The sequence below is a fragment of the Arthrobacter sp. ISL-48 genome (genome assembly GCF_018613805.1).
Taxonomy (GTDB): domain Bacteria; phylum Actinomycetota; class Actinomycetes; order Actinomycetales; family Micrococcaceae; genus Arthrobacter.
Genome location: NZ_JAGGPL010000003.1, coordinates 129,259 through 143,179 on the forward strand (window position 1 = coordinate 129,259; position 13,921 = coordinate 143,179).

13 protein-coding genes are annotated in these 13,921 nt (G+C 62.7%); 9 read left to right on the top strand and 4 right to left on the bottom strand.

The annotated features are described in order from the left end of the window. Nucleotides 1-68: 68 nt before the first annotated feature. Complete coding sequence (locus J7E83_RS04410) at nt 69-860, bottom strand: GntR family transcriptional regulator (RefSeq protein ID WP_214959443.1); 792 nt, start codon at nt 858-860, stop codon at nt 69-71. A gap of 415 nt (nt 861-1,275) precedes the next feature. On the opposite strand from J7E83_RS04410, the gene J7E83_RS04415 reads away from it, so the two are divergent. The 8 genes from J7E83_RS04415 (at nt 1,276) to J7E83_RS21040 (ending at nt 10,881) form a co-directional block, all read left to right on the top strand. Further along, on the top strand, nt 1,276-2,376 hold the full coding sequence (locus J7E83_RS04415) for a LacI family DNA-binding transcriptional regulator (RefSeq protein ID WP_214959446.1): 1,101 nt from the start codon (nt 1,276-1,278) through the stop codon (nt 2,374-2,376). 286 nt (nt 2,377-2,662) lie between these two features. Further along, on the top strand, nt 2,663-3,922 hold the full coding sequence (locus J7E83_RS04420) for a sugar ABC transporter substrate-binding protein (protein WP_251043444.1): 1,260 nt from the start codon (nt 2,663-2,665) through the stop codon (nt 3,920-3,922). Nucleotide 3,923: 1 nt separating this feature from the next. Then, nucleotides 3,924-4,871, top strand: coding sequence for a carbohydrate ABC transporter permease (locus J7E83_RS04425; RefSeq protein ID WP_396020482.1), 948 nt, complete (start codon nt 3,924-3,926; stop codon nt 4,869-4,871). Nucleotides 4,872-4,879: 8 nt separating this feature from the next. Beyond that, a complete protein-coding gene (locus J7E83_RS04430) occupies nt 4,880-5,788 on the top strand; it encodes a carbohydrate ABC transporter permease (protein ID WP_214959448.1) in 909 nt (302 codons plus the stop codon). Nucleotides 5,789-5,831: 43 nt separating this feature from the next. Continuing rightward, nucleotides 5,832-6,596 carry a sugar phosphate isomerase/epimerase gene (locus tag J7E83_RS04435; protein WP_214959450.1) on the top strand — a complete coding sequence of 255 codons (765 nt, stop codon included), beginning with the start codon at nt 5,832-5,834 and terminating at the stop codon, nt 6,594-6,596. Beyond that, the gene (locus J7E83_RS04440; RefSeq protein WP_214959452.1) at nt 6,593-7,753 is read left to right on the top strand and encodes a Gfo/Idh/MocA family protein; all 1,161 of its coding nucleotides are present in this window, start codon (nt 6,593-6,595) and stop codon (nt 7,751-7,753) included. Before J7E83_RS04435 ends, J7E83_RS04440 begins: the two co-directional genes overlap by 4 nt. A 46-nt stretch (nt 7,754-7,799) precedes the next feature. Beyond that, entirely contained in the window at nt 7,800-10,202 is a 2,403-nt protein-coding gene (locus J7E83_RS04445; RefSeq protein WP_214959454.1) for a carbohydrate-binding protein, read from the top strand. 181 nt (nt 10,203-10,383) lie between these two features. Next, complete coding sequence (locus tag J7E83_RS21040) at nt 10,384-10,881, top strand: hypothetical protein (protein WP_251043445.1); 498 nt, start codon at nt 10,384-10,386, stop codon at nt 10,879-10,881. 52 nt (nt 10,882-10,933) lie between these two features. Here J7E83_RS21040 and J7E83_RS04455 read toward each other — a convergent pair whose 3' ends face one another. Beyond that, a complete protein-coding gene (locus J7E83_RS04455) occupies nt 10,934-11,236 on the bottom strand; it encodes a putative quinol monooxygenase (RefSeq protein ID WP_214959456.1) in 303 nt (100 codons plus the stop codon). Between the two features lie 143 nt (nt 11,237-11,379). On the opposite strand from J7E83_RS04455, the gene J7E83_RS04460 reads away from it, so the two are divergent. Next, on the top strand, nt 11,380-11,673 hold the full coding sequence (locus tag J7E83_RS04460) for an HPr family phosphocarrier protein (protein WP_214959458.1): 294 nt from the start codon (nt 11,380-11,382) through the stop codon (nt 11,671-11,673). A 124-nt stretch (nt 11,674-11,797) separates the two neighbouring features. Here the strand turns inward: J7E83_RS04460 and J7E83_RS04465 are convergent, their stop codons facing one another. Further along, nucleotides 11,798-12,199, bottom strand: coding sequence for a cytochrome c oxidase subunit 4 (locus J7E83_RS04465; RefSeq protein WP_214959460.1), 402 nt, complete (start codon nt 12,197-12,199; stop codon nt 11,798-11,800). After that, nucleotides 12,196-13,917: a cytochrome c oxidase subunit I gene (gene ctaD, locus J7E83_RS04470; protein ID WP_214959462.1), complete on the bottom strand. Its 1,722-nt coding sequence runs from the start codon at nt 13,915-13,917 to the stop codon at nt 12,196-12,198. The genes J7E83_RS04465 and ctaD overlap by 4 nt, the downstream gene beginning before the upstream one ends. Nucleotides 13,918-13,921 lie beyond the last annotated feature (4 nt).

Consider the following 13,921-nt stretch of genomic DNA (forward strand, 5'->3'; position numbering starts at 1 on the left):
GCAACGGGAAAGGCCCGGTCCATCTGGACCGGGCCTTTCCCGTTTACGCGGCACTTAGCTGTTCGAGGCTAGTGGTTCCGGTAGCCGGACGATTGGTTGCGTGCAGACCGGGCCCCGGGCCGCTGCAGGGGAACCCACAGCTTATAGCGGTCCGCGCGGTAGTACGAGACGGAGTAGTCCACCATAGCCCGGGCAACGAATGCGTGCCGCTGGATCTTAAGCAGTGGCGAACCCACATCGACATTCAACAGACGTGCTGTGGAAGGCGACGCTGCTGTCGCTTCAATCATGTCCTCCCCCCATTCCATGACAAGCCCGAACTGCTCGCTAAGGACGTTGTACAGGGAGGTAGGCGGTTCGCCGTCCAGCAGCCCCGGCACCTTGTGCGCCGGGATGAAGTTCTCATCCACGCTCATGGGTTCCCCGTCGGCCAGCAGGAGACGACGGAAGCGGACCAACGGCGTTCCCTCTTCCAGTTGGAGCTCGCGTGCCAGGAAGGCACTCGCGGCGATCTGCTCGAAGCTGAGGACTTTGGCCGCTGGCACCATACCGCGTCGCTGCATTTCCTCACTGTAGGAGGTCAGCTTTACCTGTAGATCGAGTTTCGGCTTGCGGACGAACGTGCCGAGGCCAACCACGCGCTCGATGACCTCTTCGCCGACAAGGGCGTCAATGGCCTGGCGTACCGTCATCCGGGCGAGGCCGAACCGCTCTGCGAGGTCGCGTTCTGACGGCAGCGCTGATCCCGGCGGACAGGAATTGGCGATGTAACCGCGAAGGATCTCCCGTAGCTGGATGTAGATGGCCGTCCCATTGCTGCGGTCTATCTCGCCTGCGACGCCGGCAGCGTTAGCAGCCATAACCGGGTGCCCCTGCTTCTATGTTCACCCTCCAATCTTAAGGCAACTGCGCAGAGGTCTAGACCAGTACGTTCTCTGGTCACTGCACTTCCGTCATCGCGGTTTCCCTGCCGCATCAGCCGACCCCGCACTCCCCCGAATACGTACTTCACGGCATCCTGCCCGCCATCGGGGCCAACGCTACCCTGTGCTTTTGCTGCTGCGCTGGTGCCCGTGTTTGCGCTGCCCCACAGGGCGTTGGCTTCTGAGTGTCCGGCAAGTCCTCACCTTATAGATCCCGGAACTGCGTTACTGTCTCACATAGGATTCGTTACCTAGACCTTGCCAACGCAGCTGCTGCCGACACCAAAAACCCTCGGCCGGTCTAAGTGGCATATGCTAAGCGCATAACAATCAGCGCGAAGGGGGAGAGCCGATGGTCCGGCGACCAACTGTCTATGATGTGGCGGAGCGCGCGGGTGTTTCGATCGCGACTGTATCGTTCACCTTCCGGCAGCCGCACCGCGTCAAGCGGTCAACAAAGGAAAACGTGCTCGCGGCGGCCAAGGAACTGGGCTACGTTCCCAGCGGTAATGCACGCGGACTGGCACGTGGCAGGACCGGCGCGCTGGGAATTTATTCGTTCGACTACTACTCCCTAGGGCCCGGTCAGGATCCAGACTCTGCAGCAGGATCCGACGGGGCCAAAGCTCCAGCCTTCGATGATTCAAACCCAGACCTTCGGTCTTTCCCCGTGTATGTTGACGAGGTGCAGCGCGGCGTGGCCTTGGAGTGCCGACGGCGGGGATACACGCTGATCGTTAGCGGTGGCAACCAGGCTGGCAGCGAGACGGCTTTTGCCGATATTGCGGGCCAGGTGGATGGGCTGGCTGTCTTTCCGCGGTCTGTGTCCGACGATGTCCTGGAAAGCATCTCCAGGATGATCCCCGTTGTCGAATTTTCAGAGCGGTCACACACGGACACGCTCAGCGGCGTCACCTGCGACAACGCGGGCGGAATGCGACTCTTGACCGAGCACCTGATTTCCACCCATGGGTTTAAGGACCTGCAGTTCGTTGGGCCGTCCCGCATATTCCCGGACTCCCTGGCGCGGTACGAGGGCTTCCAGACGCAACTTCGATCCTCTGGTTTCGCGGAACTGCACGATCCTCTGGTGGCAGAGGAAGGCGCGCCGGGCTGGCCAGAGAAACTCATGGAGAACCTCCTGGCCCAGGAATCCTTACCCGAAGTGCTGGTATGCGCCCAGGATGAAATCGCCTTGGGCCTGATGGGCGAACTCTCCGCCCATGGCATCAGTGTCCCCGATCAAATCGCCGTTACCGGCTTCGACGGAATCGCAGCAGGCCTCGTTTCCAGCCCCCAGCTGACCACTATTAAGCAGCCAATGGAGCTGATGGGCAGGACCGCCGTCGGAATTCTGCTTGATAGATTCGAACATCCCGAAACTGCCGCGCAGAGCTTGGAGTTGCCGGTTCAACTGGTGGTTCGCCAGAGCTGCGGCTGCCTGCCCCTCTGATGTGGGCAACCAAACTTTTCTTCCCTGAGCATCCTTCAACGTCGCGAGAGCGACTGGTGCGGGCAGGACAACGTCTTCCTCGCCAGGATCCCTAAGAAATATTCGGAAAAGTCTTGTACTCCGACATCAATGCGCATAGATTCTTTACACCGCAGGATGTTTAAGCGCATAGATTCGGTTTGCAAGGAGGCCTCCGAACAGGCGACTGGATCCGCAAAGCGCGCACCATCCCGCACTATGAAGATCTCCGAAAGGATCAATGATGCTCTCTCACAATGCCCGACAAATGGCAGTTCTTGGCGTGGCGGCCGCGCTTCTAATGACCGGTTGTGGACGTGATTCCGGAGCTCCAGCGGGAGCGAACGCTCCGGCTGCAGCACCGATTTCCTCAGGCCCGGCTACTGGAACCATCAACGTTTGGGCGCAGGCCGACGAAGGTGCGGCCCTGCCCACCCTGGCCAAGGACTTTGAGGCCGCCAACCCGGGCGTAAAGGTCAACGTGACAGCAGTGCCCTGGGACGCCGCCCACAACAAGTACCAGACCGCCATTGCCGGCGGTACCACCCCGGACGTGGCCCAGATGGGCACCACGTGGATGAGCGACTTCAGTGACGCCTTTGAGACGGTCCCCGCCCAGGTGGACACCTCAGGAATCTTTCCCGGGGCCCTGAAGGCAACGGAAGTCTCCGGCACCAATGTCGGCGTTCCGTGGTACGTGGACACGCGGGTGGTTTACTACCGCAGTGACCTGGCGGCCCAGGCCGGCTACGACAGCTTCCCGACCACTTGGGATGGTTTCAAATCCCTGGCCAAGGATCTGCAGACCAAGGCCGGCGCCAAGTACGGAGTGGCCCTGCCGACCGGTGTCGCGGACGACTTCCAGTCCATGCTGCCTTTCCCCTGGTCCAACGGAGCCCAGCTGGTGAACGCCGACAGCACCAAATGGACGTTGGACACCCCCGAAATGGTGGGTGCCCTGAAGTACTTCAACAGCTTCTTTGAAGATGGCATCGCCAATAAGACGCCGGCAACCGGCGCCGGCGCGGCCGAGGCGGCCTTCGTCAACGGCTCGGTGCCCATGCTGATCGCCGGCCCGTCCGAAATCGGCCAGTTGGATAAGGCAGGCGGCCCGGGTTTCGCGGACAAATACAAGGTAGGGATGATCCCGAAGGAAAAGTCCTCTACCTCCTTCGTTGGTGGGTCCGACCTGGTGGTCTTCAAAAAGACCCAGAACCGGGACACCGCGTGGAAGTTCATCCAGTACCTCTCCCAGCCCGAGGTTCAGCTCAAGTTCCACAAGCTCACCGGCGACCTGCCGGCCAAGCAGGCTGCCTGGACCGACTCGTCACTGTCCGGCGATGCCAAGCTCACCGTCTTCGGAAACCAGCTGAAGGACACAAACTCCCCTCCGGCGGTCACCACCTGGACCCAGGTTTCCGCAGCCGCTGACAAGCAGCTGGAGCAGATCGTCAAGGCCGGCAAGGACCCGGCCGCTGCGTTGAAGGAACTGCAGGCCACGGCTGATTCAGCAGGAACGGGCCACTAAGGTGACGGCGACTTCCAGCCGTCCACGTAGTGCAGCAACCAGCCGGGCCGGCGGACAGAGGACTGGATCCTCCTCCCGCCGGCGCCGGCAGGCTTTCATCGCCTGGGGCTTCGCCCTCCCGTTCGTGGCTCTCTTCGGCGTATTCATGCTTGTTCCGCTGATTTCATCCTTCGCGATGTCATTCACGGACTTCACCAGCCGGGACGTCCAGAATCCATTTTCGGTAGGCTTCGTCGGGCTGGAGCAATACAGCCGCTTGTTCGCCAACCCACAGTTCCTGCATTCGATGCTGAACACCGGCTATTTCGTTGTTGTCGGGATCCCGCTGACCATGGCGGTGGCCCTGGGCCTGGCGGTAGCACTGAACAGTGGAATCAAGCGCTTCCGGACGTTCTTCCGGGTGGGCTTCTACACTCCTGTCGTCACCAGCATCGTGGCCATCGCCGTCGTCTGGCGCTTCATCCTGCAGCCCGATGGCCTCATGAACACCGTCCTCGGTGCAGTCGGAATCCAGGGACCCGACTGGCTCAACAGCACCACGTGGGCCATGCCCGCAATGATCCTCATGGCTGTATGGCGCAACATGGGCACTTTGATGATCATCTTCCTGGCCGGCCTGCAGAATGTATCGGCCGAGATGCTGGAAGCAGCGGAGGTGGACGGTGCCAATGCCTGGCAGCGGTTCATCAGAATCACCCTCCCCACCCTCCGTCCGACACTACTGTTGGGAGCGGTCCTGCTCTCGGTGGGCTACCTGCAGTTCTTCGAGGAGCCCTTCGTGATGACCAAGGGCGGCCCGCTCGATTCGACGCTGTCCATCAGCTACTTCACGTTCAACCAGTTCGGGTTCGGACAGTACGGCCTGGCCTCCGCTGCCAGCTACGTCCTTTTTGTAGCCATCGCGCTGTTGAGCCTCATCCAGTTCCGTGCCCTCCGGTCGAAGGACTAAGGATCGCCATGACAACTCCCACCGAAACTCTGAAACCCGAATCATCGAGAACAGCAATTGGCAGCCTTCCCGGACGGAGCCGCCCGGGCAAGCGCCGCCGTCGGGTCCGTCCCAAAAACCTGACGTATGTGCTGCTCGTGCTCGGGGTCGTCGCCACCCTCTTGCCGTTCGTGTGGATGCTGCTGGGCTCGTTCAAAACCCAGGGCGAACTCCTGCGCCGGCCGATCACCTGGTGGCCGGAGGCACCCACCCTGGAGAACTACAACCAATGGTTCACCAACCTGCACATCGACACCTTTTTCATCAACAGCCTGCTCGTTGCCGTCGTCACGGTGCTGGGTAACCTGGTGTTCTGTTCAATGGTGGGCTATGCCCTGGCCAAGATGGACTTCCCGGGTAAGCAATTCCTGTTCCTGATCGTCATGGTGACCCTGATGGTTCCTGGCGTGGTTACCTTCGTGCCGCTCTTCGTGATGGTCAGCAAGCTTGGCCTGGTCAACACCTACCCGGCCCTGTTCCTGCCATTCCTTGCCGGGCCCCTTGGTGTCTTCCTCATGCGCCAGTTCATGATGGGTATTCCGGATTCAATCATTGAAGCCGCGCGAATCGACGGGGCCAGCGAACTCCGGATCTTCACTCGGGTGGTCATGCCGCTGTGCGGCCCGCCACTTGCAACCCTCGGGATTCTCACGTTCCTGACTTCCTGGAACAACTTCCTGTGGCCCCTGGTCGCGGCCCAGAGCCAAGAAAAGTACACCCTCCCGGTAGCGCTGTCCCTGTTTTCCCAGGGGCAGAACGCCACCAACTATGGATTGCTGCTGGCCGGATCGGTCCTGGTCATCGCGCCCATCATCCTGCTCTTCATCATGCTGCAGCGCTACTTCATCCAAAGCGTCGCAGCCACCGGCATCAAATAGATGCTGCCCAGTTCCATCCCCATCACACTTGTGAGGTAAACACATGCCCTATTCAGTCCAGCTGTACACCGTCCGCGATGCCGTGGAGGAAGACCTTCCGGGCGCCATCAAGCGCCTGGCGGAGATTGGCTTCACCCAGGTGGAACCGTACAACTTCGCCGCCCGCGCCGTGGAGTTCGCCTCTGCCTTCACCGAGAACGGAATCACTGCTCCTACAGGCCACGCCCCGCTGCTGCTGACGGAGGACAAGGACGAGATCTTCGCCGCGGCCAACCGGCTGGGCATCGGCACGGTGATCGACCCCTATGTCCCGGCCGAACATTGGCAGGACGCTGACTCCATCCGCTCCATCGCCGAGCAGCTCAACGCGGCTGCCAGGAAGGGCGCGGAGTACGGGATCCGCGTGGGCTACCACAACCACCAGTGGGAGTTGGAGTCCATGATCGACGGCCGCACGGCCCTGGAATATTTCGCGGACCTGCTGGACCCTGAACTGGTCCTGGAAGTGGACACGTACTGGGTTGCCGTCGGCGGCCAGGACCCCGTGGACATCCTCACCAAGCTCGGAGACCGGGTCGTGGCAATCCACATCAAAGACGGCCCGGTGGACATGGACACCAAGGCCCAGCTCCCGGCAGGGCAGGGAAAGATTCCAGTGGCTGAGGTCATAGCGGCCGCTAAGAGCCTCGAGGTGGGGGTGGTGGAATTCGACGACTACGCAGGTGACGTGTTCGACGGCGTCGCCCAGTCCCTCGCATTCCTGAACTCCCTCGAGCCCGCCTCCCAGGCGGCTGGAGCCAAGGCATGAGCGCCACGCCAGGTGACGCCGACAAGGGTTCCGCATTCTCCGCGTCGTCCCGCCGGGGGCCGGTCGGCGTCGCCGTCATCGGCGCCGGAAACATCAGCAAGCAGTACCTGGATAACCTGACCGTCTTCCCCGACGTCAGGGTGCACGTGATCGCGGATCTGTTTGAGGAGGCCGCGGAAGCGCGCGCCAAGGAGTACGGCGTTCCGGAGTGGGGCGGGGTGGGCGCCGCGTTGAACCACCCCGACGTCGAGATCATCGTCAACCTGACCATCCCGGCAGCGCACGTGGAGGTAGCCACCGCTGCAGTCAACGCCGGCAAGCACGTCTGGACCGAGAAGCCGTTCTCCCTGGACCGCGAATCCGGGATCGGGCTGCTCAAGGCTGCCGACGCCGCCGGGATCCGGCTGGGCTGCGCCCCTGACACCTTCCTCGGTGCCGGGCTGCAGACAGCCCGCAGGCTGATCGAACGCGGCGACATCGGCACCCCCCTGACCGCCCTGACTGCCTTCCAGACACCCGGCCCGGAATCCTGGCACCCGAACCCGGCCTTCCTCTTCCAGCACGGCGCCGGGCCCCTGTTCGACATGGGACCGTACTATCTCACCGCCCTGGTCCAGACCTTCGGCTCCGTACGGCGCGTGGCCGCCGTCGGCTCTGCCTCCAAGACAACCCGCATGATCGGTTCCGGACCCAAGGCCGGCGAAGAATTCGCCGTCGAAGTCCCCACCCACGTCTCCGCCATGGCGGAGTTCGACGGCGGCGCCTCCTCGCACAGTGTATTCAGCTTCGAGTCACCACGCGACCGCGCCGGCTTCGTGGAGATCACCGGCACGGAGGCCACCATTTCCCTGCCTGACCCGAACAATTTCGACGGCGACATCAAGCTGTGGCGCGACGGCGACGAGGACTGGACCACCATTCCGGCTACCGGCCCGGCCGAGGGCCGTGGCCTGGGTGTGCTGGACATCGCCCGCTCCATTCGCGCCGGATTACCACACCGGGCCACGGGTGACCTCGCCTATCACGTGCTGGACACCATGGTTTCGATCACCGAATCCACAGAATCCGGCACGTTTATCGACGTCGAAAGCACCGCCATCATCTCCCCAGCCCTCCCTGAGGACTGGAACCCCACGACAGCCACCCTCGACAACTAACCCGTGCCCGCCCCCAAACGGCGAGCCCAACGCAAAGGAGCGCTCCATGTCCACCTCCCCCTCCACTCCCGCACAACCGTCTCCACAAGGCTTCGGCCGGTTCAGCCGCCGGAGCTTCATGACCACAGCAGCCGTCGCGGCTGCAGCGGCAGGTTCAGTGTTCGCCCAGCCCGGCGTGGCGAACGCCGCCCCGAAGCCTCCCCGCGCCTCCGGCTCGGCCAAAGTGACCTGGAGCTCTGAGTCCACAGCCGCAGGCTACGCGCCAAAGAGCAGCGCCTGGTTCGCTGATCCGGCGGTCGGCCTGGCCTCAGTCCCCTACAAGCTCAGCCAGCGCAGCGACATCGCCCTGGCCGCCTCAGGCAGAAACTCCGGAACGATAATCACGGTCGACGCGGCGAAGTCGTACCAGAGCATGCTCGGCATCGGCTGCTCGATGGAGGACACGACCATCCACAACCTGGCGCTGATGAGCAAGAAGACGCGGTCCCAGGTCCTCCAATCGCTCTTCGACCCCGCCAGTGGCGCCGGGTTCGACCTTGTCCGCATCTGTTTCGGCTCCTCCGACTTCAGCCATTCGGAGTTTTACACGTACGACGACGGCGCGGCCGATCCGACCCTGTCGCGGTTCTCCATCCAGAAGGACGTGGACAACAACATCATTTCCACCCTTCAGGACGCGCTCAAGATCAACCCGAACCTTGCCATCTGCGGCACCGCGTGGAGCGCCCCTGCCTGGATGAAGGACAACAACAGCCTCATCGACGGCCACCTGCTCGACGAGCACGTTCCCACCCTCGCCCGCTACTACCGGATGATCATGCAGGCCTACGCCCAGCAGGGGATCACCATCCACGCCGTGACGCCGCAGAACGAACCCGGCTGGCCTGCCGGCCACTACCCGAGCATGCTGGTATCGGGGCAGCAGCAGAAACAGCTCATCAACGCCATGCGCGCCGAGTTCGACGCGCATGGCATCACCACGCAGATCTGGGCCTGGGACTGGAATTTCGGCGACACCGGGAGCTACATCACCGACGCGCTCGGCAACAGCAAGTCCGGATACACCGACGCATACCACAACACCAAAGGCATCGCCTGGCACGACTACTCAGGTGACCCCAGCACGATGTCCCTGGCGAAGACCGACTACCCCGACCTCGACATGGTCATGACCGAGCGGATGTGGTGGGGCACGGCGGGCGCGGACCGGATCGCACGCTACATGCGCTGCTGGTCGACGGGCTACATCTCATGGGTCACGATGCTCGACCAGAACAGGGACACCCAACAGTATGGTGCGCCGGACCCCTCGCCTCTCATCCAGAACCCCGACGACCGCAACACCTACTGGGCCCTGCCGGAGTACTACCTGTTCGCCCAGTTCTCGAAGTTCGTCCAGCGCGGCGCCAAGCGGATTTGGAGCGATTACGGCAGCACCGACACCGTCACCACTGTGGCCTTCCTCAACCCTGACGGCACGGTGGCGACCATCGTTGTGAACGGAACCTCCACGCCCCAGGACTTTACTCTCCGTGGTGGGCAGCAGCAGCTCATTGACACCCTCCCGGCGAAGACGGTCGGAACCTATGTCTGGACACCCTCGGCAGCGCCCGCCGGTATAACCGACGCGTACAGCCCGATCCAGGCGGAGGCATACAGCACTGCCGCTGGCGTCGGCGTTGAGGCCACCGGTGACAGCAGCGGCGGCGAGGACATCAACTATGTTGGCAACGGAGACTGGGTCGAATACGCCAACGTGGCTTTTGGTGCCCAGACCCCGACCCAGTTCCTGGCCCGGGTCGCATCCGGCGCCGCCAGCGGTGTCAGCGGCCGGATCGAAGTCCGGGTCGACTCGCCCACCAGTAACCCGATCGGCAGCATCGCGATAGAGAACACCGGCGGCTGGCAGACCTGGACCACGAAAATTGCCAACGTCTCCGGCGTCACCGGCACCCACAATGTCTACCTGACCTTCGCCAGCGACGGAGCGGACGACTTCGTCAACCTCAATTGGTTCACGTTCACCCATGACACCGGCACCGATGCGTACGGCCCGATCCAGGCCGAGAAGTACCTCAACGCTTCCGGCGTCGTCATCGAGGGCACCGGCGACACCGGCGGCGGGCAGGACATCGCCTGGGTCTCCCCCGGTGACTGGGCCGAGTACCCCAACGTCGTGTTTGGTGCCCAGGCTGCCACCCAGTTCCAGGCCCGGGTGGCATCCGGCGCCGGCGCAGGCGTCACCGGCCTGATAGAAGTCCGGCTCGACTCACCCTCAAGTACCCCTGTAGGCAGCATCCAGGTATCCAACACCGGCGGCTGGCAGACCTGGACCACCAAGTCCACTGCCATCACCGGCATCACCGGCACCCACACCGTCTACATAACCTTCAAGAGCGACCAAACCTCCGACTTCACCAACCTCAACTGGTTCACCTTCACCCACTGACCCTTTCTCGGGGCGGACGCCAAGGTATGTGAGAATCTTGGCGACCGGCCCGGGCAGGCAGAACTCCGGGGTCGCCCTCGAGCACATGCTCGAAGGCGGCCCCGGAGTCGCTTTGGCAACGATCCGGGGACAACTTTCCCGCCTCAGCAGCCGCCCATACGCACGCCACCATAATGGGAAGATGGCACACCACCCCAGGTATCCTGCTCCAAAACGCAGTGGGGTATTCTCATCGTTCTCTGCCGTCAGTGTCGCCCTGATGGTTGCCTTTTCGGCGGGTTGTGCTGCTTCCTCCGGCGGAGAACCGCCCTGTTTACCGCCCCCGTATTCGGTGGACCCGCAGACGGCGAAAGCGGGCGAGACGGTGACGGTCCGGGCACAGGACGCGGACTGTAATCCCCGGTATGGCGCGAACGCGCTCATCCAGGTGACGGTCACTGACGCGACTGGCACGCAGGTCATCAACACAACCGCGCCGATGAATGATGCCGGCGGCTTCGTCTATGCCTTTGACGTCCCACCGCAAACGGCCGTCGGCGACGCAACAGTGGAAGCAATACCGCACAACGTCGATTGGTGCGACGACACTGGCAGGAACAACCGCGTCCAAGGGGCACCAGTTGCTCTGGAACGGACATCATGTGTTGCACGAACAGAGACCCTAAGCATCACCCGCTAGACGCGGTCAATCCCCGGAAGATGCCGAAGCTCACGGGGCGCCTAGATTCGCGTCAGTCGCGAAGCGGCGACCCGACAACATTGAATCTAAACCCTCCGAACGTACCGGACAGCAGCGGACGCGCGGCCGCTATGGATGCCTGGACCTCGGGCAACGCAAGGGAAGACCGGTGGGCCTCCGCACTGTCCCACAGCTCCACCACGAACACGGTGTCCGGGTCGTCGTCGTTAACTCCAACCTCGTAAGCAAGGCAGCCGATCTGCCGGAGTGTCTCGCTGCGCTGAGTCAGGTGTTCCACCAACTCGTCGCGCTTGCCTGAAACAGCGCCCAGGGTTCCTACATTCGCAAAGGTCATAGCCCTACCGTAGTAGGACAATGCGACATTCACTGTGCTGGCAAGCCGAAGACTGCAGGTTCGGTATCCGTGCCCCACGCCCGATATATTTGGACAGGAAAATCAGACTGACGGTGGGGGCCGTTGAGACAAAAGGAGTCCCGTTGCCAGTTCGCAAGGCCGTGGTGTCAGCCTCGATAGGCCTGCATGCGCGCCCCGCCGCTCTGTTCGTCAGAGCCGTGACCGACACGGGGCTGCCTGTCATTATTCGAAAGGCCGGAATCCAGGGCGTCGACGCCCGATCCCTGCTTGAAGTGATGACGGCCGATTTCCACCATGGCTGCGAGGTTGAACTCTCCATTGCGGACTCCGCCACCAGTGGCGCCTCAAACCATCAGTCAGCTGGGGAGGCGCTGCGGATGCTGGCGGAGCTGCTGGAGTCGCAGGCGGCCCGTTAGAACCTGCTGCAGGCCGCTCTGGTCTTCCGGGGCAGAACCCGTACTGAGACAAACGACGTCGGGCCCCACCGTTTGGTGGGGCCCGACGTCGTTTTTTCCGGTCAAAGAAGGCGGTTGCCGGTGCCTAGTGGGCGTGGTCCCCACGGCTGTATTCATAGACCCAGCCGACGAGGGCGACGACTGCGAGTCCGGCGCTGATGAAGAGAATCCAGAAGCCGACGGCCAGGCCCAGGAATCCGCCCGCGCAGGCGAGCCCCAGGACCAGCGGCCACCAGCTCCAAGGGCTGAAATGCCCCTGCTCGCCGGCACCCTCGTGGACCTCTGCGTCGCTGCGGTCCTCAGGACGGAGGCCTACGCGCTTTCCGGTGAAGCCCAGGTAGCCGCCAATCATTCCGGCCAGTCCGCCGACGAGGAGAATCCCCAGCGTGCCGACCCATTCATGCCAGTTGGTCAGGAACCCGTAAACCAGGGAGACCGGCACGAAGAAGAAGACTCCGGCTCCAAAAATCCATGATTCGATCTTCACTTGGCGGTGTCCTTCTGATCGGCGTTACCTAGCACTGCAGCAGCCGGAGCTGGTTCCTCAACCGTGTGCACCTGCGACAGCTCCGGGTGGTGCAGGTCCAAGGCGGGCCGCTCGGAACGGATCCGGGGCAGCGACGTGAAGTTGTGCCGCGGCGGCGGGCAGGACGTGGCCCACTCCAGCGATGCACCAAAGCCCCAAGGGTCGTCCACCTCTACCCGTTCCGCGCTGCGCCAGGTGATGTAGACGTTCCAGAAGAACGGAATCAGGGACGCTCCGAGTACGAACGAGGAGATCGTGGAGAACTGGTTCATCCACGTGAAGCCATCCTGCGGCATGTAGTCCGCGTACCGGCGGGGCATGCCCTCCACTCCCAGCCAGTGCTGGATCAGGAAGGTGCCGTGGAAGCCCAGGAACAGCATCCAGAAGTGGATCTTGCCCAGGCGTTCGTTGAGCATCTTGCCGGTGAATTTCGGCCACCAGAAGTAGAAGCCGGCGAACATCGCGAACACCACGGTGCCGAACACCACGTAGTGGAAGTGCGCCACTACGAAGTAGGAGTCAGAGACGTGGAAGTCCAGCGGCGGCGACGCCAGGATGATGCCGGTCAGGCCGCCGAAGAGGAACGTCACCAGGAAGCCAAGGCTCCACAGCATCGGGGTCTCGAACGTCAGGGACCCCCGCCACATGGTGCCGATCCAGTTGAAGAACTTCACCCCGGTGGGTACCGCGATCAGCATGGTCATGAAGGCGAAGAACGGTAGCAGCACCGAGCCGGTCACGTACATGTGGTGTGCCCACACGGTGACGGAGAGGGCGGCGATCGCGATCGTTGCGTAGACCAGGCCCTTGTAGCCGAAGATCGGCTTGCGGCTGAAGACCGGGAAGATCTCGGACACGATGCCGAAGAACGGCAGCGCGATGATGTAGACCTCCGGGTGGCCGAAGAACCAGAACAGGTGCTGCCACAGGACCGCTCCGCCGTTTTCCGGGTCGAAAATGTGGGCACCGAAACGCCGGTCAGCGCCGAGGGCGAAGAGGGCTGCGGCAAACGGCGGGAACGCCATGAGGACCAGGATGGCCGTTACGAGGGTGTTCCAGGTGAAGATCGGCATGCGCCACATCGTCATGCCGGGTGCGCGCATGCAGATGATGGTGGTGATGAAGTTGACGGCGCCAAGGATGGTGCCGAAACCCGAGAGCGCCAGGCCGAAGGTCCACAGGTCCCCGCCGATGCCGGGGCTGAAGGTGGTGTTGTTCAGCGGCGCGTAGGCGAACCAGCCGAAGGACGCAGCGCCCTGTGGGGTGATGAAACCCGAGACGGCAATGGTTGAACCGAAGAGGAAGAACCAGAAGGCCAGCGCGTTCAGCCGCGGGAAGGCGACGTCAGGTGCGCCGATCTGCAGCGGCATGATGACGTTCGCGAAGCCGGCGAAGAGCGGGGTGGCGAACATCAGCAGCATCACGGTGCCGTGCATGGTGAACAGCTGGTTGTACTGTTCCTTGGTCTGCAGGATCTGCATGCCTGGTTCGAACAGTTCAGCCCGGATCAGCAGCGCCATCACGCCGCCGAGGCAGAAGAATATAAACGACGCGATCAGGTACATGTACCCGATGGTCTTGTGGTCTGTGGAGGTGATCCAGTTGACGACGATGCGCCCCTTGGACCTAGGAACTACGGGAGCCTCAAGGATCCCGGCGGATTGAGTGTAAGTAGCCACGTCG